The organism is Halobacteriovorax sp. RT-2-4 (assembly GCF_047085445.1).
GTDB lineage: Bacteria > Bdellovibrionota > Bacteriovoracia > Bacteriovoracales > Bacteriovoracaceae > Halobacteriovorax_A.
In genome coordinates this window covers 325,055-348,148 of sequence record NZ_JBKIXY010000001.1, presented here as the reverse complement: position 1 = coordinate 348,148, position 23,094 = coordinate 325,055, and the positions used below count along the sequence as shown (strand labels likewise).

Here is a 23,094-nt window from a genome sequence, read left to right as displayed (position 1 = left end):
AGGCAGAGATTTTTCTCTGCTTTTTTTATCACTAATAAAGCGCTCTTGGTAAGGGGAGTGGTCGTATATTAATTTAACAGTACCAGTAAAAGCTTCAATAGATATCATTGTAATCAAGTAATACGCTATTATTTAACAAAATTGAGGAAGTTATATGTCTAAGTTGTTAAAAATTCTACCATTACTCATGCTTGCTATTCTAAGTACTAGCTGTGGAAAAGATAGCATTAACACTAATAATCAAATTATTGCAGGTAATAGTGTTATAGGTAAGGATGACAGAAGAATAAGTGCAAATAATCTCCCCCGCAGTTTAAGCAATAGAGTTGGCCAGTTAGTTTCAACAATTCCCTTAAGGAATTCTATTAGTACTTCTACTTGTACAGGTTCTCTCATTGCAGATGATTATGTTATTACGGCCGCTCATTGTATTATGAGTCTGAAAATATACATTAAGACAGATACTATTTTTTATCCTGGGCAGCTAACGAGTGAAAGTACGCCCGAAGGTGGCTTCATTGTTACTCAAGCCTATATTCTAAAGGAATATTTCGAAGAAGATTTAGAAACAGTAGATCCTAATACTGATATTGCGATCATAAAAATCAAAAAGAATTCTCGGGGTGAATCTGCTGGTAGGCTACTTGGTGAATTTCAGATGACAGCTGATGGACCCACAAAAAAGACTGATGAAATTCTGACAATTGGTTATCCTGGTGATCTAATAATAGGAACTCAGTACTTTCAAAAAGATTGTAAGGTTAAAAATCGTTTCTTTAATAGAAGTAGTATTAAGTTTGAGTGTGATACTTATTTAGGTCAATCTGGAGGGCCACTTCTTAGATACAACCAAAATTCTCATGATTATGAAGTATTTGGTATCGTTAGCTCAGAGTTACCTTCGATTAATCTTGGTGCAAAGATCACAAACTCTAGACTCGAAGACTTTCAAACAATCATAAATGGTGGAGTTCCTGATAAAAAATGGATGAAATTCACTATCAAAGGAAAGTAATTATTATAGGTCGTATTTATCTACTTCAATAAAAATAGTATCACTCTCTAAATGTTTATCATTAGGAGAGTTTTTCATGAAAATTATGCAATTTTCTATAGTTACAATTTCATTACTGTTTTCGATGCGTATCGTAGCACAAGACAGTTGTTCAAGTGTAAACGAGGTAACACAGGAACAATTTGATTGCTCAATTGAGATCCTTAAAAACACAGCAAGTAACACGAAACTTTCCCAAGTAAAGGCGCTTAATCTTTGCCGAGAATATTCACTAGATATTGAAAATATAATGTGTGGGGTAGATCTATCACCACGAGATATTAAAGCGGGTATTGAATTATGCTTAAATTACACACGTGATCAACTAGAGTGTGGGAAAGACCTGAATAAAAAAGTTTCAAATTTAAATATCAAAGAAGCTGTAAGCTACTGCGCAAGCGAGAGTCAAGAAGATATAAACTGCTCATTAGATTTATCTGATAATAACTCAATATGGATACCTAATTCATTTAAGGACAACTTAACGACTTGTAAGAAGTATTCAGGTGAAACTATTGAATGTGCAGTTACGACGAGCTCACTTCTTTCGACTTACGGTTTTAATTACAATCTAATGTTATGCCATGAGTATGATTATGAAACAGTGAAGTGTGTCGGAAATATCTCTAACGAATCATCATTTGGAAAACTTATTACTCAATTTTTTGATACTGCAGCTCTTTGTAAATCACAAGGTGAGAAAGTTACCCGCTGTGCAGTTAAATATGCTGAAGATAATTCTTCAGTAACAGATTTAGTTAGTACAACAAGATTGAAAGAGAATCTGAAGAAAGGGTTTGTTCGATGCAATATGGTTACTCAGGTTCTATGATTAAAGATAAGAAGCTTTTTAAATTTTTGTTAATTACTTTTATTAGTGGTTTTCTTTGTCAGGGATTATTTCTTTATTACAAGAATAGTTTATTCCTAATTATTGCGATGTGGACTCCTGCGATTGGCCTACTGGGACTTGGTGAAGAAGCTAAAGACGTTATTAAAAATCTAAGAGTTTTTTCTTTTAAATATATGGCACTCACGCCTATCGTTGCACTGACGCCATACATCCTGTCACAGTTAAGTTTTTATATGCTTGATTTAGGGGCATGGAATAGCGAAAGCTTTGTTTTGAGTCCCGATTTTTCCAGAATAGCTGAAGTTAAAAAAATTGGTTTAATGCTAGGGACAGGTGAGCAGTCATATTCATTCCTTGCTTTGAATCTATTTATAACAATTCTAATTGGAACTATTCCAACAACAATTATGGCCACTCTTGGAGAAGAGATTGGATGGAGAGGGTATTTACAAGATACTTTAACTACTAAGTACGGCTTTTTAAAGGGAACGCTTCTCGTTGGATTGATTTGGGCATATTGGCATATTCCTGCAAACCTAGGAGGTGTAAATGGTGCAGAGAACGTTTTTCTGACTACCTTTATTACTTTCCCTTTAATTATTATTTTTATGAGCTTTGCCCTGGGGTGGTTTAAAATAAAGTCTAATTCAATTTGGGTTTGTGCTGTTTTACACGGAATAAACAATACGGTCTCAGGTATTTATCTAATAAGGCCATCTAATCCAAAAACTGGTGAGTACATTGAAATGATATTTAGCATTTTGGTTGGGCTAACATTTATAGTTATAACAATTATGCAAAATAAGAAGTCAAGCAAACAACATAGGCAAGGCCTAAGAGTTCAGTTATAGAGATTCTGTGGTAAGGGTTGTTGTATTTTTTTATGCCAAAATTAAAGCGTAATTTTAGATCTAATTAGATAGGTATAGTGACAAAAGGGGAAAATATTTTACCCCACATAATATTCGTTATATGGGGTAAGTCCATATTATAACTTATGTTAATGATTATATCTTGAAATATCGCCTCATACATCTAGGCAAATTTTAACAAGCTTTAACGACAGAAATTTGTCAGTTGATATAGCTTCTCACATGCTCTGGCCGCTGAGAAACAATCTGACATATCACGTGAGATAAACATCTGTGATCCACATGAAATTTGACCTAGATCTTCAACAAAGATTTCGTGTGTTTTTTCTTCAACTAAACGGCCTTTGAAATATGCGCTCATTTTTATGATATTTTTGCCCGTGTGTAGCACAGGTTTTTTTCGAAGGTTTTTGGCCCATAGATTGACTGAAGTTTTCGTGCGCTGACTAGTCATATCGTAACGGAGAGTTTTCGATTTATTTCGGCCTTTTTCGTCCGTGTATGACACGACGATTTTATCGGCCTCTAGATTTTGCCCCACAATGAAGTCTTCAAATCTTACGGGATATAGATGTCGCGTTTTACATCCAAACGCCTTTACGGCCTGATTTGAGCCGTTGTCGCATTTGATGCCAACACCACCAATTAAAGTCGCAGCTTCATAGGTATTTTGCTGTGTATTTTGAAAATTTAAGCCGTATGAGTAACAGCTAAAAATAGCTGCTAAAATGACCAGGGAAAGTTTCATGAAAAATCCTTCTTTTATAAAACAATAAGTAAGCAAAAATTATTTCATAAAAGAAGGGGATTTTTCAATCACTATTTTAGACACCAATAACGATATCGTCGTCACCAGGTGCTTGTTTTACTTCAAAACATTCAACGCGATAGAGATGGTCGTTTGACTCTCCTATTGCTTTTCCATTTTTGGCACGATCAAAGTGTCTCGGACTGTATAGAACACGGGCCGAAATAGGCCATTTTGCATCTAATATATCAATTGCATGATCATCGGTTTCCACAACAGACCATTTGAAATAGCCATTTCCACCAATAATTACATTAGAAAAAAGTGCGCGCCCATTGCCATAATCCATAAGCATTTTTAGGTCTGGGCCTGTGATATTATTGTACTGTTCGTGAAATACTGAATTAATAAGTCTTCCGGCATAGGCACGGTATGAGACTGGATTAACAACCTTCTCAAAGATATCTACTTGGCAACGGAATGCAATGTGATTCGTTGTCCCAAAGTCTACGGTTGCTGCGATTGTTGATACTGCTGAAATTAATGTTAATGCAATAGAGATTTTAGTTAAAATCTTCATTTGTCCCCCAACTGTAAATAATATTTAACAATTATTATGCAAATGGGGGCGATCTTAATAGTTAAGAAAACTTAAGATTTACTTATCCGTTGGATTTAGATTTAGGTATAAATTCCCACGAAATAGGGTCATGGCACCACTAAGTGTATCCCCTACTTGATACTTGCAATTAGTACCTACGTAGCGCACGCCTCTAAGTAATAATTCGCTTTCTGACAGAGGGTTTAAGTAACTTCCCATCCATACATCGGGGTATTTCGTACGAATATGACAACCGAAATCTGTTGCTGTTACTTCAGTAATCTCTGCGACACCTTGGGCCTCTTCATATTCATAGTCATACTGATATTCATAGCGCTCAGCTTGATAAGACTTAAACCAACAATTTGGCCTTGGCTGATTTAAAAGGCCTGCTTTTAGCGTGTCCACACGGCACTGACTTTGTGGGTAATCATTAAAGATTGTCACTTTTGAGACATGATCTGACTTAGCGTTGATATTACTTCCAGGATAAATGACTGAAGCATCTTTAATGGCACCAAGGCCTCTTAGGCATGATTTATCTTGCTTGCACTCTAAAAGATTCTCAGCGCTAATACCATTTAGCTCAAAGCTATCAGAGTTATTTAAAGCAAAGTATTTCTTTAAACATTCATTAGTAGCAAAGTAATCAGACTGCGCCTCACTTGAATACTTTTGGGTCGGCATAACCTTCGGATAACCACCAATGATATGGCCAACTTCATGACAAGCAACAAGAGCAAAAGCATCTTTTGTTAATTGGTTTTTTCGAACAAACTCTCCGTGAAAGCTAAAGCGCACAGATTCTGAATTTCTCTTGTAACCAACTGACGCATTTAATGTCTTAGATTCCCAGTTAATATCAACTTGGCGCTGATTGCCTTGTGGTAACTTCTGGTCGTAGATACTTAGGACGCTCTCAATGACTTCACGAAACTCACTTTCCGTCGTGATCGCACTAGAGGCCATGATATTAGTTGATATTAGAGAAATAATAGCTAATGAGATTGTTTTCATTTTATTTATATAACAGATAATCTGAACGCAATGAGTGATGTTGAAATCTATATATAGTGGTGTATAGATTTTGTTGATTAAAGTTGGGCCGTAAGGCCTTGAAAACTCAGCTTGAAATCGCCTTTGAAATCCCCTATTTTTGACCCAAATTTAATAATATTCGCTATTCCTAAGTCATATTCTTTCCCCTATAATGTTTGTAATTACTTAAAAATGCGAGGAAATATGTCAGTTAACGGCGTACCATTTATTACATTAAATCGCTTTGAAGACGGGTTTCGTGATGAATTCCTTTCAGGCGTTGAAACACTTTTTGATAAGACACAATTTATTGGTGGACCTCAGGTTAATATGCTTGAGGAGAAGCTAGCAGCTAAGACTGGTGCAAAATACGCAGTTGGTTGTGCCAACGGTACCGATGCAATCCAGATTGCTCTAAGAGCAAGTGGCGTTGAAAAAAACGACGTTGTATTAGTTCCAGATATGACTTTCTGGGCGACTTTTGAGGCAGTTGTTAACGTAGGTGCAAACCCTGCAACTGTTGATGTTAGCCGTGAAACTCTACACTGGGATAAAGATACTTTTAAAGAGGCCGTTGAAAAATTCAATCCTAAGGCAGCTATTCTTGTTCACCTATATGGTTGGGCATGTCCAGATACAATGGAAATCAGAAAGATCGCTGAAGATAATGGCGTAATGCTTATTGAAGACGGTGCTCAGTGTTTTGGAACGACAATCAATGGAGAGTCGATTCTAGGAACAGCTAAGATCTCAACGACAAGCTTTTATCCAGCAAAAGTTCTTGGAGCTTCTGGGGATGCAGGTGCAATCTTCTCAAACGATGAAACGCTAATTAACACTTGTAAGACTCTAATTAACCACGGACGTACAAGTCACTATAGCCACGGCCTAATTGGTTGGAACTCAAGAATTGGTGCTTATGAATCACTATTTCTAAACCTATCTCTTGAGCATATCGATGCAAGACTAGATTCAAGACGTAAAGCTGTTGAATACTATCGCAAGAATCTTCAGGGGCTTCCTCTTAAGATTCAAGACGTTCCAGCTCACGTAGGAGAAAATGGGTACTGTAGTGTTGCTTTAATTGAGCCAGAGCTTAGAGATGGGCTATCAGCTGCTTTAAAAGAAGCAAATGTAGGTTTCGGAACAATTTATCCAGGTGCAATGAGCAAGCAAGAAGGTGCTCCTGCCCATAGTGTTGGATCAATTGATCACGGAAATGCTGATTATATTAGTAAAGCAGTTTTAAACCTGCCATGTTTCGCCTATATCACGGAAGAAGAATGCGAGTACGTTTGCCAAGTCGTAAAAAATTATTTTTCAAAATAATCACATTAGGGGCCGTTATTATTTCGGCCCCTGTTTTTTCTAATGGTAGAACCGAGAGGATCAACGAGTTAGAAAGACAAAGAGATAAGAGACCGCCGCCAACAAATCAAGTTGGTTTAGGAACAAGTTTCTCGTCTTCTCTCTATAAAGTTGGGGATCAATTCGATATCCCAGTTGTTCCCTCAATTAACTACAATTATAAGAGATTTTCATTTCGTGGGATTGCAGCAAGCTTTCGCTTGTTTCCTCTCACAAGCCTAACTCTTACTCCAGACTTTAACAAAGTCGAGGCCGAAGCTGGTACATATAATGACGGACTTCGTGAGCGAGATCGCTCCCTTGATTTAGGGCTAACCTTTATTCTGCCATCTAAGTGGTTTATGACGAGATTTAGTTATACGCACGATATTAGTGGCCGCTCTGAAGCTAGCAAATACTATGTTTCAGTCTCTAAGGCATTCCCAATTGAGCCTTGGAAGGGTGAAAAGATCGTTCTTATTCCAGGTATCACATACTCTCAGTATAGCGACAATTGGAGTCGCTACTATTTTGGTGTCTCAAGTGCTGAAGCTCGTGCAGATCGTCCTGAATACACTCCAGGGGCCTCTCATCAGCTAAGTGCTAGGCTTATTGTTAATTACCCTATTGGAAAGAAATACGTTTTAAATAGCTTCTATTCGTATACGAAGTATTCCGGAGCGGTAGAAGATAGCCCCTTAACTAAAAGAGGCTATCGCGAAAGTATTTTTCTAGGTCTAAATTATATTCTTGGAGAGTCAACTCGCTAGATTTTTGTGAAATCTAGTCAAGAAACTCAAAGGCCTTCTGTGCAAAGAGTGCATCAGGAAGGATGTAAAGCGTCCAATCCGTAATCTGTGCATTTATGATCTTAAGATTGTTCTCTTTGTAGCGCTTATTATAAAGTCGATAATAAGGCCCAATAAATCTTTCATCAAGCTCAGCTAAAACTCTATGTGCATTATTAGCATATGTGCTAATACCTTTTGGTTGCTTAAGATCACTTACTCTTGTTAAGGCATCTCTTAAAACCTTTGCCGCTGTGGCAATTTGCATAAGCTCTGCTCCAGTTGTTGAGTAATTATCAGCATGAGTCTCTTCTTCATTTAAAACAGAAAGCGCATTGTAGCTATCAATTACTTTAATCAGTCGATGCTTAAGTGAAAGCTTTGTGATGTCACTATTATAGAAAAGACGATCATAAACTTTTAAGAAGTCTGCAGTCGATTTAATCTTACCATCTTTTACTGATTGGGAAATCTCACTTGCTTCCTTCATAATTAAATAAAGCTCATGCTTATCAACTGTCGATGGGTTAAAGACCATCTTAAAGTCAAAGTTAATTGTCTCACTTGGATAATCCACACCAATTCCAATCTTGCGTCCCTTAAAGTCCTGGTCTTGGACAAGTAGTAGATCCCATACTGGGCCTGCAAGACGTGGATTAAGCTGTAATAAGATATCTTTTTTAGTCGTAAATACTTTTAAGTAATTATTGAGTGCAAATCCCGCTAGAGTTGCATTACCATTTCTCTCATCTGTAGGGTTTAGCATTGGCCCTGCAATCTTAAGGACTAGCTTTTTAAGGTTAGAGCCTACGATGCCATTTTTAAGGTTAACATCCCCTATCATGGCGTTTAAAACCGATCCGAATAGTCCAGGATTCTTTGCCGTGCGACCAATTGATTCTAATTCAATCTTTAGAAGAGTATTTCCTAAAAAGATTTCATCCTGATTCTTTGCAAGTAGATCACTCTTATAGTCTTTTAAAGGCACAGCATGCAGCTTAATTCTTGCACTTATTGATGAGCGATTATTCTCAATAACATAATTCTTGTCTTCGTTGCCAAAGATATTGTTAACAATTCTTGCTCCAAACCAGCGCTTCTTCTTTTCAACTTGATTTAGGGCAATTGATAAGTATAGCTGGTTATCACCTTGTGACCTTACTGTTAGGTCTTCAAGGACGTTAACACTGCCTTCTTCAAGCTTGGCAAGCTGTGCCTTTGCATCCTTTACTTGAGGAGCAATAGAGGCCGTAAGAATTGAGTTAACCATTGATTCGAATTCTCTAAGATTTATCTTAAATGAGTAATCAGTAGGTCCTTCATTATTAAAATCACCAGAAGTACCTACAAAATTTAGGCTATCTTTCTTTTCTGGACGATTATAAATATTTGATAAGAAGTCTTTTGTTCTTACACCGTGACCAATTGCTAGATCGATATAGGTCTTATCCATTAATTTATCGAAGATTGGCTCTATATTCCAAACTTGTACATTATTTTGAGCATAGAGAATCTTTTCACTTAAAATAGTCGGATCAAGATTGATCTGAAGTCTACCTGTACGGCGATCAATTCCAAGGATATTATTGAAGAACTCAACTAAGTTTTCTTCTGTCATCTCCTCAGGGATGGAATTAAATGGACTTTGAAGATCAAGCTTTTTAACCGCTATGATTTCTTCTTCTGTCTTAACAGTTTGTGCAAGTTGAAAGTTATTTTTGAAGTTTTCAAGTTTTTCGATAAGCTTTCTTTTTACTTCTGCCTCATCAACTACAACTTCATCTTCTTTTGTCGCAAGAGGATCACTAATTAGGTACGTCTTTAAAATATTTGCTGTTGCAAGCTTTGTGAACTCTTCAAGAAAGTATCCTTTGTCAGTTTTAGGAGTTAGAAGAACGCTATTTTTTCCACTACCAAGTGTCGCATCTTTAATATCTAGCTCTAAAACACCCTTATCTCTCATATATGTATATAAAGAAATTTCAAATGGAACAGAGTTACCATAAGTCTTACTATCAAGGCGAATATCTGGATTGTTAAAATCAATTCCTTCACCTTCAAGGCCCATCTCAAATAGCGAGTTTAGCTCAAGATTTACACGTCCTCTTAAGATGATTCCAGGAAGATGTGGAGCTAGCACAACATTCAATTCTTTAAATAGTGGCTCCTTATCAATTAGTTTGAAGTCACGAAAGAAATTTGTGAATTGTGAAACCGCATTTTGTGAGATGCGAGAGCTTACAAAAGGCATCTCTGAGCCTTTTCGGCCTCCATTTCGAGTTTCCCAATCAACTGCATGTCTAAGCTTTAAATCAGCAATAGAGACTCTTAAAAACTCGCCTGCTTGCTCAAAGAATTTGATATTTGCCAGTTGTGGCTCATCAATAAAATATAGGTCTTTTAGGCTTAGGGCCTTTCTTGCTTTTGTAATAGACGTTTTTAGAATTTCGTTAATAATCATTCTTTCGCGATCATTCCAATTATAAATTCCTGTCTCTTCTAGGAGTCTTGAGTGCATTTTGGAGAGTCTTAGCTCAGTATCAGCGCTAAAACCATATGTCTTATATTCCGCTTCACGAAGTTTTTTAAGCTCATCAGCAGCAACCTTTCCTTCTTCTTTCATTCCTTTGATATAACTAAGAGAAGGATTTCCAATTCCACCTTCAATTAGAAATGAAGCCCCTTGCTTTGTTCCTTTTAATTTCTTTGGGCCAATATACCAAACTTGAAGATTTTCGAGATCGCGGTAACGTGTTAGGCCGGAGAGTTTCATAAAGTTGAAACGCAGACGAACTCGGTTGTCCTTTAAAACGATATCTTCATTATCAAATAAATCTTTAATTGTTTTAGAAAGGTCTTCATCTGAATAATCTGTAGGGGCCTTATCATCGGCCATGAAGTAATTGAGTAAGCTTCGATTTCTTAAAAGCGCCGCAGTTACATTAGTTACAATATGCATACCATTTGTATAATCAACGTCATCTAAGACAAATTTCTCTATTGTTAACTCAACATATTGTCCACGCACATATGGAGGAAAGCCAAGAACAAGAGAGATTGAGTGTTCATTTAAGAGCTTATCGCCGGCCTTATCTTCCATCGATAAAAGCATCGAGTCTGGAATATTTACGGTGGCATCAAGGTGAAAAGTTCTATTGATGGGATCAAGGTCAATCTTGGAGATCTCTTTAAAGCTACCTTTACCATCTCCAACGAGTAAGTCCTGAAGATCATAGCGAAGAAATTTAAGAGGCCATTTAAGTGAAACTAATGCTTCTTCATTACCCCATTCTTCATCGGCGCGAGAATTAATTGGACCACTGTGCATAGGCTTGGCCTGCACTTGTGTCGAAAAAATAGTCACTGTCAAAAGAATAACTAGTAAAAACTTAGATTTTAACACCATATACCTCTCTCAATGATTTCTTAGAGATATATGATGCAACTAGAGTGCCAACTTTATTAATTTAGATCATTAAGAAAATAAGATGGTATTTCACGAATAGGCATCCCTCCTGCAAGGCCACCTGTGCCAGTACATGAGGGATCTTGTGGACTTTGCTCGCAGCTATTGTGGCGCATACAACCCTTATGCGTATCTTCAATTAGCGACCAAGCAGATCCAAATGTATGGATACCAATAACAGCTTGTTGCTCAATACTATAAATCGCCGATCCTGAGTTTCCTCCAAATACATCGAGGTTGTATTCCATTGTCTGGCCATTATCGTATTCAACCTTGGCATGATCTACAATTTTTAAAGGTGCTCCAAGAGGACTTCCAACAGTTAAAAGCTCTTCGCCTTCTTTAAAATTTGTCGATAATTTTAAAGGCTTAATATCTTTTACAATTTCTTTCAGTTCAATAATTGCCACATCGGCCTCTTCTTCCTCGTCAAAGAGTACATGAGATACCTTTTTGCACTCGTATACTTTCTTAAAGTTTGAATTGTCATTTGTGTAATCAAAGACAAAGACAAAATCTTCACAAAAATTATATTGATCTTTATCGTTTAAAAATACACAGTGACCTGCTGTCATCATTTTATTCTTTGAAATTAGAAATGCACTACATTCACCAATAGAATTTTGCTTGGAAAATCGTTCATTAGAACACAAGTTTGAGCGTTCTTGTATGCTCACAAATTGTTTCAAGTTGTTTTTGTGTATAATTGCGGCAGTTGCATCTGAGACTGAATGAAAACTCTTAGAGTCAAGCTCTTGGCGATTATCTTGTCCGTAAATCATTTTATGAGAGCTAACAACAATGTTAGCTTCTTGCCCATGGCAAGATAAGAGGATTGCTAATATTGTAAGGGCCAAAAGTAATTTCATCACACAACGATTATAGAATTTAGAAGCTCATTCATAGTTAAATTTGTAAACTCGTTATAGGCCGTAAACAAATTGGCCATTTACGTTATTGTGTGGAAAAATTTTAAATAAGTTTTATTACCCGCATTTTAAAGGACCTTTATGAATATTTCTGCATTTCTTGCGCAAACCGTCGATATTGTCTGGGGACTACCTTTGGTAATCTTACTCGTTGGCGGAGGTCTCTATCTTGTGGCCGTTTCACGTTTCAAAATGCTAGCAGGTTTCTTTCACGCCATAAAGCTTATCGTAGGTAAATTTCACCATGAACACGATGATGAGAGTAAGGGGCAAATTTCCCACTTTAAGGCACTAACAAATGCTTTGGCCTCAACTGTTGGAATGGGAAATGTTGCTGGTGTTGCCGTTGCTATTTCGCAAGGTGGCCCAGGTGCTATTTTTTGGATGTGGGTTGGTGCTCTAATTGGGATGAATACAAAATTCTTTGAATGTACTCTTGCGGTTATGTATCGAAAGAATGACCACCATGGAGAAATTCAAGGGGGCCCAATGTATACAATCTTAGAGGCCCTACCTAAGTATATGCACTTCCTAGCTTATTTCTTTGCTGTAGCAGGCTTAATCGGTTCACTCGGTGTATTCAATACAAATCAAATGGCAACCTTCATCGAATCAAATTACAGTATACCTACATACATTTCTGGTTTTATCACTGCATCCTTGATGGTTTATATTCTCATGGGTGGAGTTAGAAGAATTGGAGAAGCAACTTCAAAAATTGTTCCAACAATGTGCCTTTTATATGTTGGTTGTGCCATTGCTATTATTTTTATGAATCTATCAAGTGTTCTTGATGTTTTTGTTCTTATTTTTAATGAGGCCATTAATGGACGAGCTGCAGTTGGTGGAGCATCTGGACTGGCCGTTGTTCACATTTTTAAGACTGGAATTAAAAGAGCGACTTACTCTAATGAGGCAGGTGTCGGCTCTGCTCCAATGGCCCACGGAAATGCTAAGACAAGTGAGCCCGTTGCGGAAGGTCTTGTTGCGATGATTGGCCCTTTTATTGATACAATCATTGTATGTACGATGACTTCAATTGTAATTCTAAGCTCTCTGACACCACAAGAGCTTCAAGAGTCCAATGGAGTTCTAATGACTCAAATGGCCTTTGTTAAAAACTTTGGAGTTGCAGGATCACATTTACTAGGACTTTCAATCATTCTCTTTTCACTTTCAACAGTAATAGGTGCATCAAACTATTGTGAAAAATGTTGGGATTTTCTTTTTGGGGGTATCCCCATTCTTGGGGCAAGATTAACTTTTGCACTTTTCTATTCATCAACCGTTCTTATGGGAGCGATCTCGGCACCTGATGATATGGTAAATGCGATGGATATTGGTTTTGCTCTAATGGCCATTCCAAATATGGTTGCGACAATTTGGTTGGCACCAAAAGTTAAGCATAAATTAGATGAGTATTTCGCAAAGTATATTGTTAAGAAAGCATAATTCGATACTATTAATTTCTTAAAGAGTGCTGGGTTCCATAAATCTCAGCACACTCTCCAGTTGCCTCAAGTGAACGTACCGTTCTTTCCCATTTGTTTTCATAAGGAATATCTCGACAGTCATTATGATCAACACCATGTCTCATAATTGCTCTTAAGGTACCTTTACAGTTATTTGCTTCAATGAAGAATCCTTTCGAAAAGAATGTATCAATTTCTTCGATAACTTTAATATCAACTTTTGCTTTAATGCGTTTCTCAAGAAAGTCATTAATTTCTTCTAAGCAGATATTGTCATTTTTTAAAGGAATTGTTTCTTTATCAAAACCTAGCTCGACGATTTCTTGATTTAAAGGATCTTGTGGCATTTTTTTAGAAATCTCGTAGCGATCAGAACTCGATAATTCATGATAGCCTCGAATATGATTCCAACCATAGCCCCAAGCATAACCTGTATGAAAAGTTGGGTTCCCACCAATATAGACAGCAACTTGCATCGCCTTGCCAAAAATACTTGAAAATACATCAGATACACAGCTTTTTAAATCTTCATCGGCCTTAATTTTATCCATTAATGGGCCACCCATCCAATAGCTTATATCGTGTTCAATACAGCAATGTTGCCATAATTTAGGAGCATTAAAAGTACCTTGTGGGGAGATCGATGAGCAGCCATCTGTTTGAAATGGCCTTAAATAATTGTCGACATTTCTTTTTGAATAAATTGATCCTTTCACATCAAGAAGTCCATAGTCCTGAGAATATGAATAATTCACACTGAAAATTGAAAAAAGAATGAGAAGTAATAGGAATCGCATAGCTAAAATATAGCAAAAGCATGGCCCTATTTTCATTGTCTTCAAAAAATCTACATAGGTGTCAAAAACTAAGTCAGCTAATTGCGATAGAGCCGATGAGGTCTTTGTTTTGAGTCATTATCTTTCATTGAAGCAGGAATACGGCTACGATTTTCATGCTCAATATAAAGATATGAAATCATGGCCACCCATAAAATGACGGCCATGACTGAGAGAATTATATTTCGAAATTTGGAAAAATCATTTTTTGCCACATTTTCACCTATTTCATTGAAATTACCTTCGGCTCAATTTGCTCGATCCCTGGAACCTTCCACTTTAAGTCTAAAATCTCTTGAGACGGAATATATAAACGCATAATAACGTAGAAGTTTCCTTTCGGTGTGGCCAGCCAGTTCGCTTTCTTCTTTTCATCTTTTGGAACTTGGTTAGAAAAGTATAGCTCAAAACTACCATCAGAATTCTTTGTTAAATTACTACTATTGTTTAATGAGTAGCGTTTGAGATCATTTTCGATAAGCATTTTACTTACACTATCGTAAACAGTGACAGACCAAAATGCTCCAACCTTTGGCTCACGATCAAAACGAATACGATACATCTTAGAACCGCTTAGCTTATTTCCTTTAGAGTCTACTTCGGCCAAAGGATATAGAGCTTCCTTGGCCCCTTGCCCGCCTAGGTACGGATGAGAGACCATTGATCTTAAAGCATAGTCATCACCAAAATTATCTAGATCAAAGACATAGCTCCATCCATTAATGAATTTTGTATTTGCTGGATTTCTTATTTGCGCAGCAACCACTTGGGGCCCATCATTTAAAGCTTGTATTAGAACATCTTGTACTTGCTGAGAGAGCATCTCTTTTTTAAATCCTTCTTTAGTTAGACCAATTTTCTTAAATTGCCCAAATAATGCCTTCTCCTTTTCACTAACAGGATTAGTTTTTAAATACTCTCCTAATTCTTCAAAAAAACGTAAAGGGTCACTATCACTTCCAACACGTTTTGACAGAGGATAAATGCGGACACGATTTTTCTTACCAAGATATTCATCTAATTCTGTTAGTTTGTATTGGTCTTGGATTTTGTGTACATCATTTAATTCTTTTTCCATATCATCTGACTTCAGTATCTGGGTTCTTCCCCATAACCAAACCTTAGAAGTTGGAGATTCAATAATTGTTAGACCTTCCACTCCTTTTTGCTTCTGGTACATTTCTTTAGAGTTTGGTGGGACGATTAAATACTTTTGAGCACTCGTACCTGTCTGTCTAGTTCCAACATATTTGATAAGGTTGTGCCACATATCGAAAACATCAATAACAAAGTATCGATCTTTTACTTCAGGTGTCGATAGGACTATCGCTGATTGATTAAGGTCCAAAATTGCGCTGGAATAAAGAGTGTCTTGATTGGCCGTTGGCATATCAGTATCAGTAGGGCCAGGTAAGCGTCTTGAGTGACCAAATTCATTTAAGGGTGCGCGATAACTTGTCTCAGATTGTTTTTGGACGACATCAGTATATGTACGAGCAATATTCTCCATTCTTACAAGAGTTGATCCCCAAAGGTAAGCATTTAGTCCTAAGGAATAGGCCTCTTTTAATAACGGATCATCTTTAACTGGAACTGATGCAATCGAGCGCTCTGCTTCTGTTGATTGCCCATAATAAATCTTATCAAGTTCTGATCGCGTTAAATGTGTTTGAGAACTCTCAGGTGTATTAGATTGAATAAGATAGGTAACGGTGAAAATCCATGTAATGGCAAGAGTCACCCCTAAACTAGGAAGAAGATACTTCTTATAACTTGATTTGCTCATAGCTATTTCCTTGTTTTATTGTGTGCTTAGTCACAATATAGCGCAAGGAAAATAGCAATGGACTTAAGAATCGTGAATTAAAGTTAAATATTTAAAGAGTCAAATGTCTGCCGTATCCAGCACCTGGATACTCTCTCTTATTAGCTCCCGGCTGTGCATATCCGTTGATGAGAACTCTTCTTGGTGAATCTGTTTTATTAAGAGATGACGAGTGAAAAGTATACGGGCCAAAGAAGGCAACATCTCCAGCTTTAAGCTGTAAGTCGATAGACGGAAGCTTATCTAGTAATTCGTCGATAATACTTGGATCTTCTTTGTAATTAAGATGACCTTGTAAGTGTGACTTAGGAATAAACTTAAGTGGTCCATTTAAAGAATTCATATCATCAATGGCCATTACAGTTTGTACATAACTTCCTCGCCCATCAACATCTTCCCAGAGTTCAGTGCCGTAGCGACGGTGTTCACTATCTTGATGCCACTTAAACTCTACAATTTGTCCTGGTAACTTGAAGTGGGCCTGATTAATGAGTTGAACCATTTCATTTGATTCTAGAATCTTACTAACAATATTTAAAATTCTTTTATCAGCACCAATATCAAGTAAGTGCTCATCATATCCACCACACCAGACAATGCGATTAAGAGCGCTCTTATCAAAAACAAATTGAGCAAGCTTTAGCATTTGCGTCTCATTGATCGTTTGTGACGCCTCATAAAGGTTATCAAATGAGCGTTTGATGCGTTTTATTTCTTTATAGTCAAAAAGGCCTTCAACAATACAAAAACCATTTTCATAAAAATCATTAACTAATTTATCAAAATCTAATTCCATATAATTACTATAGCACGATATTAAGCATTCTTCTTAATGGCTCTGCTGCTCCCCAAAGAAGTTGATCACCACTTGTAAAAATATTCAAGTAATCATCACCCATTTTCATCTTACGTACACGTCCCACTGTTGTTTTAAGAGTTCCTGAAACATAGCGTGGATTTAGTTTTTCACGTGTTGCTTCAGGTGTATTTTCAACAAACTCAGTGTATTCAGAAAAGTTTTTAATCATCTCTTCAATCGTTTTAAGATCAACAGACTTATTTAATTTTACAGTTAATGCTTGAGAGTGTGAGCGAAGAGCTCCAACTCTTACACACGTTCCATCAATTGGTATAGGGTTTTGTGTACGACCTAAAATTTTATTTGTTTCACTAAATGCTTTCCATTCTTCACGTGTTTGGCCATCTTCAACAGCGCTATCAATCCAAGGGATTAGATTTAGCGCTAATGGAACACCAAAGCAGTCACTATCAAGCTCATTACTTTTCAAAAGATTTGAAATATCTTGATCAAGTTGTAGAATCGGTCCATCCATCAATGGCGTTGCCATATTTCCGATAACTCCCATCTGTGTTAAAAGTTCTTTCATATGACGAGCACCACCACCAGAAGCCGCTTGATAAGACATTGTACTCATCCACTCAACAAGACCTTCTTGAAAAAGGCTACCAATTCCCATAAGCATTAGACTTACTGTACAGTTACCACCTACGAAATTTTTAATCCCATCATTCAGGGCCTTATCAATAATGTCGCGATTTACTGGATCAAGAATAATTAAAGAATCATCATCCATTCTCTTTGCTGAAGCAGCATCAATCCAAAATCCTGGCCAATTAACTTTTTCAAGCTCTGGGCGCACTTGCTTTGTGTAGTCTCCACCTTGGCAAGAAATGATGATATCCATATCTGCAAGTTCTGAAATATTATTTGCATCTTTTAAAGTATGAGTCGCATTGTAAATAAGTGGACCACTTTGTCCTGCTTGAGAAGTTGAAAAGAAGTACGGATCGATCTTAGCAAAGTCACCTTCGCTTTCCATTCTCTCTAAAAGAACAGATCCTACCATTCCACGCCAACCAATAATTCCAACTTTTTTCATTTTGATCTCCACAGGCAAAGGCCTTTTCATATAATTACGCCTAAAATTATAAAAGTATAGACATCAATGTGTCTATCCACTACAATTAATTTCAATTGAAGAGGCGCAGTGTTCAGAGCGTGTTGATAAGGATGCACAACTATATTAGTCCGTTATCAGTCAACACAATGGGTTCATTGCCGAAATAAGATCAGAGTGTGCAACTTATCTTATTGGTTACTAAGGGAGAAGCCTTAGGACTGTCATATAGTAAATTTTAATTAACGAAATTAGGATTTAGTTATGTGGAGAGCTTCAAATGCAAATGTTAGCTTATTCTTTTGGCTAGATGTTTTTTTGCATTTCTTTATTCTCCTACATACAATTAACTTAATTTTAAAACTTTAAACGTTTTTACTTTGGAGACTTATGTCAACTCAAACAAATGAAGTTATTGTAGCGAAATTTGGTGGCTCGTCGATGGCAAATCTCGAGGCCATGACTCGTAGTGCTCAAATTAGTGTTAATAAAGGCGCTAATATGGTCGTTGTCTCAGCTGTCTATGGTGTCACAAACCTACTTGTCGAAATTTCTAAAAAGGCACCTGCTGGTGACGAAGAACGAGTTAATGAGCTTATTCATGAAATCGAAGACAAGCACCGCCAAATCCTTCAAGAAATGCAGGCTTCTGAAAGTTTAAAAGATGATGTAACAGTACTTCTATCTGAAGTAACGATGATTGCCAAAGGAATGCTACTGCTAAGAGAGTGTTCGGATCGCGCCTATGATTCACTTGTAAGCCTTGGTGAGCGACTTTCTTCCCTTGTCTTCAGTGAAGTTCTAGCACGCATCAATGAACAGTTAGCATCAAATAAGAAAGTTGAATTATTCGATATCAGACAAGTTCTTGTAACGGATGATAATTTTACAAAGGCAGCTCCGGATATTGAAGCGACAAAAGCTCGTGCTGACCAGTTTCTTGTGAATGCAAAATATGGCGATATTGTCTATGTATCGCAAGGATTCATTGGTGCAACGAGTGATGGGCTTACGACAACTTTAGGTCGTGGTGGTTCTGATTATTCAGCGGCCCTTGTTGCTGAGGCCATGGGTGCTGACACATTACAGATCTGGACAGATGTTGCTGGTATTGCCACAACAGATCCAAGAATAGTGAAAGAAGCAAAGCTTCTTAATGAAATAACGTTTTCTGAAGCGGCCGAGTTGGCAACTTTTGGTGCAAAAATACTTCATCCAACGACCTTAACTCCGGCATTACGTGCTGGAATTAAGGTCTTTGTTGGATCGAGCTATGAGCCAAATGAGCCTGGAACGTGGATTAAGAATGATACTGAGTCAGCGCCACTAATTCGTGCGATGGCGCTAAGACGTGAACAAAGCCTTGTCACATTATCAACACCTAAAATGCTTCAAGCACACGGATTTCTATTTGAAATTTTTAAGATCTTTAATGAATTTAAAGTCAGTATTGATTCCATTACGACATCAGAGATTTCTGTAGCACTGACATTAGACGATAGTGCTTTATTAAATAAGAAGATTATTGATCGTTTATCTGAGCTTTGTAGCGTAAAAGTGGAAAAGGACTTAACATTAGTAAGTCTAATTGGAAATGAAATCAATCACACACCAAATTTAGCAGCACGAATTTTTAATGCTGTTGAAGGAATTAATGTTCGTATGATTTGCTTGGGTGCAAGTAAGCATAATTTTTGTTTCTTAGTAGGTAAGAATGATGCTGATCAAACGATTCAAAGATTACATAAGGAATTCATTTAATGAAAATTGCACTTTTAGGAAAAGGAAAAACTGGCTCAAAAGTAATTGAGCTTTGTGAATCACCAGAATATTCACATATTCAATTAGAAGTTTTTGATTCAAAAAATCCTTTAAAGAAAGATGATCTTAATAGATTTGATATAGTCCTCTCTTTTTTGAATGGTGATGTATTTTTAGAGCACTATTTCGAATTATTAAGCGAGTCAGGAATCTGCGTAGTAACTGGTTCTACTGGTTTCACTTGGACTGCGCAATTAATTAGTCAAATTAAGTCACCATGGATTAAAGCAACTAATTTTAGTCTTGGGATGAATCTAGCAAAAGAAATGATCTGTATTGCGGCCAAGGCCCAAGCACTCTTTCCTGCCAGTGATCTAAAATATGAAATCCATGAAGTACATCATACAAAAAAAATGGACGCTCCAAGTGGCACTGCCCTTTCATGGCAAGAATGGTTAGAAAAAGACTCAACTATTACAAGTGAGCGCATTGGAGATGTTATTGGAATTCATGAATTAAAGATTGATACTCCGAATGAATATATTACAATTAAACACGAAGCTAAGGATCGAAAAATTTTTGCAGCAGGTGCTCTTTGGGCCTGTGAACGCGTAAGTAATCTTGCGCCTGGTTTACACGACTTTAGCGATATTGCACTACAAGTAATTAGAAATAGCTAAGAAAGAAACTAATTTAAGGAGCTATATAAATGGCAAATCACGACTATATAAATTCAACGCCCCTTTGGACGGCAGTAATCACTCCCCTTAACGCAGATTTAACGATTGATCTGGACTCACTTGAGTCTATTTTAAGAGAACAAGAAAAAGCAGGAAATGGGATTCTAATCTTAGGCTCTACAGGTGAGGCCTTAAATCTAAATCTTGAAGAAAGAAAAAATATTCTAAACTTCGTTATTGATCTTGGTTTAAAAGTTCCATTAATGTGTGGGGTTGGCGGTATCAACTTAACTGAAACATGTGAATGGGTATCATACCTTGATGGCCTAGCAATCGATGCTTATTTGATGGTTACTCCTTTATATGCAAAGCCAGGAGCAGAAGGACAGTATGAATGGTTTAAGGCCCTAATGGATGTTTCAAACAAACCTGTAATGCTTTACAATGTTCCTTCTCGTGCTGGAATTGAGCTCTCATTTGAGGCCGTAAAACGCCTTAATAAGCATAAGCAATTTTGGGCAATTAAAGAAGCAAGTGGAAGCCCTGAGAAATTTGCAAAATATGTCGAAGCAGCTGGTGAGTTAGGTCGAGTCTATAGTGGTGATGATGGAATGCTTCCAGAATTTACACCTCTAGGAGCCAAAGGTCTCGTTTCAGTCGCTTCAAATCCATGGCCGGCCCAAACTCATGCATACACGGTTGCTTGCTTAGGTGGCGAATTAAGTGAAGAAGAAACTAAAATGTGGGTCGAATCGAGCAACGCAATGTTTGTTGCTTCAAATCCAGTTCCTGCAAAATGGCTTATGAAAGAGAATGGGCAAATTAAAGATGCAAGTCTTCGACCGCCACTTTCAATCAAAGATATGAAATTAGAAGCTAATGTTTTAAATGCAAATAAGAAAATTAATGAATGGAGAAAAGCATAATGACAATGACTGTAGATGAAATCCTTTTAGGACTTGAGAGTGGAACTTTAAGATCAGCTTCTAAAGTTGATGGTAAGTGGGTTGCGAACACTGAAGTAAAACAAATGATCCTTGAGGTTTTTAAAGCTGGAAAAAATGTTGAACAATCTGAATTTGGCTGGCCAGGCTTTGTCGACAAACACAATATTCCAGCACAAAAATTTAGTGTAGACCGTGGTGTTCGTATGGTTCCAGGCGGATCAAGTGTACGTCGTGGAGCGTATGTTTCTAGTGGTGTTATTATCATGCCTCCTGCATATATAAATATCGGAGCTTATGTTGATGAAGGAACAATGGTCGATTCTCACGCTCTTGTCGGCTCATGTGCACAGATTGGTAAAAATGTTCACCTAAGTGCAGGAGTACAAATTGGTGGCGTTCTTGAGCCAATTGGCCTTGCTCCTGTAATCATTGAAGATGATGCTTTTATCGGTGCCGGTGCAGTTATCGTTGAAGGAATTCAAGTTTTAAAACGCGCTGTTATTGCTCCAGGGGTTATCTTATCAAAAGGTGTTCCGGTATATGATTGTGTTAATGAAAGAAGACTTGAACCAGGTGAGCCAATTCCAGAAGGCGCAATTGTCGTTCCAGGAACAAGACCTGTTAACGAGAAGCTTTCATGGGCAAGAGATATGGGCCTTTCAATGAACTGTGCCATGATTGTTAAATACCGTGATGAAAAATCAGATGCCTCACTTGAGCTAGAAGCATTTTTAAGATAAGGCAAATTTTTAATGGAAAAAGTTTTAACGAAGTTAACAAAGAGATTAGATTCATCATTTTATTTCTATGATTTAGATGCCCTTGAAGAGCATCTGCGCTATATCACAGACAATAAGGATGAAAGTATAAAGCTTTACTATGCTTGTAAGGCCAATCCCCTGTCTTCGATTTTAAAACTTATCAGAAACCTTGGAATCGGCGTCGATGTTGCTTCCAAGGGAGAGCTTACCCAAGTTGTGGCCAGTGGTGTGAAGTCTTGTGACATTATCTCTACTGGCCCAAGTAAGTCTCGTGGCTATATTAGAACTCTACTCGAGCATGAAATTAACTGTGTCGTTGTTGAAAGTATCTATCAACTAAAGTGGTTAAATGAACAAGCTAAGGAGCTAGGGATTAAGGCCCGTGCCCTTTTAAGGGTACAACTTGAATGGGACACTCAAGAAAAGTCTGTTCTTGGTGGAGATGAAATTACGGCCTTTGGACTTGATGAGGACACGTGGTCATCAATCGATTTAAATGAATACGAAAATATAGAGGCCATTGGCTTTCATGTTTTTCAATGGGGAAATATTCTTGATCCCAAAAGACTTGAAGAGATTTGGGATAAAACCTGTGAGCGCATCAATACTCTTGCTAGCAAGATGAATATCACTCCAGAGGTCATTGATCTTGGTGGTGGCCTTGGTATTCCATATCAAAATCAAGACGCGCGAATAGATTTTAAAGATATTAATGCTGCCCTTATGCGCTTGAAAGCGAAGCATAATCTTAAGAAAATTTGGATGGAACTAGGACGCTTTGCCGTTGGTGAATGCGGGTTATATTTAAGCCAAGTCATTGATCGAAAAAATGTACGTGGCCAAGAGATTCTTGTACTTGACGGCGGAATCAATCATATCGCACGACCGGCCCTTACGGATCAGGCCTTTCCTTGCCGTGTTTTAAATGAAGATAAAAAGGCCAAAGAAACTAAGGAATTTCACGTTCACGGTCCTTTGTGCACATCTCTGGACAAGCTTGGGGTCTTTGAATTACCACAAGATTGTGACTACGGAGATTGGCTAGTTTTCACTCAATGTGGCGCTTATGGCTTTACTGAGAGTATGCCATTTTTTCTTTGTCATAATCTACCGGCGGAAGTTGTTTCATACAAAGGAGACGTTATGATTCCTAGAACAATTAAAACAAGTGCCGATTGGGTTGAATAATCTACCAAA

Annotated in this window: 21 protein-coding genes and 1 riboswitch; of the genes, 11 read left to right on the top strand and 10 right to left on the bottom strand. The window is 37.4% G+C overall.

Going from position 1 to position 23,094, the window contains the following annotated elements:
• Window positions 1–154 precede the first annotated feature (154 nt).
• The 3 genes from ACMAYL_RS01555 (at window position 155) to ACMAYL_RS01545 (ending at window position 2,758) form a co-directional block, all read left to right on the top strand.
• Window positions 155–1,015, top strand: coding sequence for a trypsin-like serine peptidase (locus ACMAYL_RS01555; protein WP_412470633.1), 861 nt, complete (start codon window positions 155–157; stop codon window positions 1,013–1,015).
• A gap of 76 nt (window positions 1,016–1,091) precedes the next feature.
• The gene (locus ACMAYL_RS01550) at window positions 1,092–1,886 is read left to right on the top strand and encodes a hypothetical protein (protein WP_412470632.1); all 795 of its coding nucleotides are present in this window, start codon (window positions 1,092–1,094) and stop codon (window positions 1,884–1,886) included.
• Window positions 1,883–2,758, top strand: coding sequence for a CPBP family intramembrane glutamic endopeptidase (locus ACMAYL_RS01545; RefSeq protein ID WP_412470631.1), 876 nt, complete (start codon window positions 1,883–1,885; stop codon window positions 2,756–2,758). Before ACMAYL_RS01550 ends, ACMAYL_RS01545 begins: the two co-directional genes overlap by 4 nt.
• A gap of 205 nt (window positions 2,759–2,963) precedes the next feature.
• Here ACMAYL_RS01545 and ACMAYL_RS01540 read toward each other — a convergent pair whose 3' ends face one another.
• From ACMAYL_RS01540 to ACMAYL_RS01530, 3 genes are all read right to left on the bottom strand, one after another.
• On the bottom strand, window positions 2,964–3,527 hold the full coding sequence (locus ACMAYL_RS01540) for a hypothetical protein (RefSeq protein WP_412470630.1): 564 nt from the start codon (window positions 3,525–3,527) through the stop codon (window positions 2,964–2,966).
• Between the two features lie 76 nt (window positions 3,528–3,603).
• Complete coding sequence (locus ACMAYL_RS01535) at window positions 3,604–4,107, bottom strand: hypothetical protein (protein ID WP_103217226.1); 504 nt, start codon at window positions 4,105–4,107, stop codon at window positions 3,604–3,606.
• Window positions 4,108–4,185: 78 nt separating this feature from the next.
• Window positions 4,186–5,145: a hypothetical protein gene (locus ACMAYL_RS01530; RefSeq protein ID WP_412470629.1), complete on the bottom strand. Its 960-nt coding sequence runs from the start codon at window positions 5,143–5,145 to the stop codon at window positions 4,186–4,188.
• 225 nt (window positions 5,146–5,370) lie between these two features.
• On the opposite strand from ACMAYL_RS01530, the gene ACMAYL_RS01525 reads away from it, so the two are divergent.
• On the top strand, window positions 5,371–6,495 hold the full coding sequence (locus tag ACMAYL_RS01525; RefSeq protein WP_412470628.1) for a DegT/DnrJ/EryC1/StrS family aminotransferase: 1,125 nt from the start codon (window positions 5,371–5,373) through the stop codon (window positions 6,493–6,495).
• Window positions 6,450–7,283, top strand: a complete 834-nt coding sequence (locus ACMAYL_RS01520) for a MipA/OmpV family protein (RefSeq protein ID WP_158246817.1) — start codon at window positions 6,450–6,452, stop codon at window positions 7,281–7,283. The genes ACMAYL_RS01525 and ACMAYL_RS01520 overlap by 46 nt, the downstream gene beginning before the upstream one ends.
• A 13-nt stretch (window positions 7,284–7,296) precedes the next feature.
• Here the strand turns inward: ACMAYL_RS01520 and ACMAYL_RS01515 are convergent, their stop codons facing one another.
• The gene (locus ACMAYL_RS01515) at window positions 7,297–10,665 is read right to left on the bottom strand and encodes a hypothetical protein (RefSeq protein ID WP_412470627.1); all 3,369 of its coding nucleotides are present in this window, start codon (window positions 10,663–10,665) and stop codon (window positions 7,297–7,299) included.
• A 98-nt stretch (window positions 10,666–10,763) separates the two neighbouring features.
• Entirely contained in the window at window positions 10,764–11,636 is an 873-nt protein-coding gene (locus ACMAYL_RS01510; RefSeq protein ID WP_412463089.1) for a trypsin-like serine peptidase, read from the bottom strand.
• A 141-nt stretch (window positions 11,637–11,777) separates the two neighbouring features.
• On the opposite strand from ACMAYL_RS01510, the gene ACMAYL_RS01505 reads away from it, so the two are divergent.
• Window positions 11,778–13,148 carry an alanine/glycine:cation symporter family protein gene (locus ACMAYL_RS01505; protein WP_103217221.1) on the top strand — a complete coding sequence of 457 codons (1,371 nt, stop codon included), beginning with the start codon at window positions 11,778–11,780 and terminating at the stop codon, window positions 13,146–13,148.
• A gap of 10 nt (window positions 13,149–13,158) precedes the next feature.
• Here ACMAYL_RS01505 and ACMAYL_RS01500 read toward each other — a convergent pair whose 3' ends face one another.
• The 5 genes from ACMAYL_RS01500 to asd form a co-directional block, all read right to left on the bottom strand.
• Window positions 13,159–13,965: a hypothetical protein gene (locus ACMAYL_RS01500; protein WP_392991967.1), complete on the bottom strand. Its 807-nt coding sequence runs from the start codon at window positions 13,963–13,965 to the stop codon at window positions 13,159–13,161.
• A 77-nt stretch (window positions 13,966–14,042) separates the two neighbouring features.
• Complete coding sequence (locus tag ACMAYL_RS01495) at window positions 14,043–14,219, bottom strand: hypothetical protein (RefSeq protein WP_412462596.1); 177 nt, start codon at window positions 14,217–14,219, stop codon at window positions 14,043–14,045.
• Window positions 14,220–14,227: 8 nt separating this feature from the next.
• A complete protein-coding gene (locus ACMAYL_RS01490) occupies window positions 14,228–15,790 on the bottom strand; it encodes a DUF1254 domain-containing protein (protein ID WP_412470626.1) in 1,563 nt (520 codons plus the stop codon).
• 91 nt (window positions 15,791–15,881) lie between these two features.
• The gene (locus ACMAYL_RS01485; protein WP_103217218.1) at window positions 15,882–16,625 is read right to left on the bottom strand and encodes a phytanoyl-CoA dioxygenase family protein; all 744 of its coding nucleotides are present in this window, start codon (window positions 16,623–16,625) and stop codon (window positions 15,882–15,884) included.
• Between the two features lie 7 nt (window positions 16,626–16,632).
• Window positions 16,633–17,730 carry an aspartate-semialdehyde dehydrogenase gene (gene asd / locus ACMAYL_RS01480; RefSeq protein WP_103217217.1) on the bottom strand — a complete coding sequence of 366 codons (1,098 nt, stop codon included), beginning with the start codon at window positions 17,728–17,730 and terminating at the stop codon, window positions 16,633–16,635.
• Window positions 17,731–17,820: 90 nt separating this feature from the next.
• Window positions 17,821–18,033: riboswitch (Lysine riboswitch) on the top strand.
• A 105-nt stretch (window positions 18,034–18,138) separates the two neighbouring features.
• On the opposite strand from asd, the gene lysC reads away from it, so the two are divergent.
• Genes lysC through ACMAYL_RS01455 form a run of 5 tightly spaced genes read left to right on the top strand, consistent with a single transcriptional unit; the run spans window position 18,139 to window position 23,085 of the window.
• Window positions 18,139–19,509 carry a lysine-sensitive aspartokinase 3 gene (gene lysC, locus ACMAYL_RS01475; RefSeq protein WP_103217216.1) on the top strand — a complete coding sequence of 457 codons (1,371 nt, stop codon included), beginning with the start codon at window positions 18,139–18,141 and terminating at the stop codon, window positions 19,507–19,509.
• Window positions 19,509–20,189, top strand: coding sequence for a 4-hydroxy-tetrahydrodipicolinate reductase (locus tag ACMAYL_RS01470; protein WP_412470625.1), 681 nt, complete (start codon window positions 19,509–19,511; stop codon window positions 20,187–20,189). Before lysC ends, ACMAYL_RS01470 begins: the two co-directional genes overlap by 1 nt.
• A 29-nt stretch (window positions 20,190–20,218) precedes the next feature.
• Window positions 20,219–21,115 (top strand): 4-hydroxy-tetrahydrodipicolinate synthase, encoded by an 897-nt coding sequence (dapA, locus tag ACMAYL_RS01465; RefSeq protein ID WP_412469540.1) that lies wholly within the window; start codon window positions 20,219–20,221, stop codon window positions 21,113–21,115.
• 5 nt (window positions 21,116–21,120) lie between these two features.
• Window positions 21,121–21,876 carry a 2,3,4,5-tetrahydropyridine-2,6-dicarboxylate N-succinyltransferase gene (locus ACMAYL_RS01460; RefSeq protein WP_103217568.1) on the top strand — a complete coding sequence of 252 codons (756 nt, stop codon included), beginning with the start codon at window positions 21,121–21,123 and terminating at the stop codon, window positions 21,874–21,876.
• 12 nt (window positions 21,877–21,888) lie between these two features.
• Window positions 21,889–23,085: a PLP-dependent decarboxylase gene (locus ACMAYL_RS01455; RefSeq protein ID WP_412470624.1), complete on the top strand. Its 1,197-nt coding sequence runs from the start codon at window positions 21,889–21,891 to the stop codon at window positions 23,083–23,085.
• The last annotated feature ends 9 nt before the right edge of the window (window positions 23,086–23,094 follow it).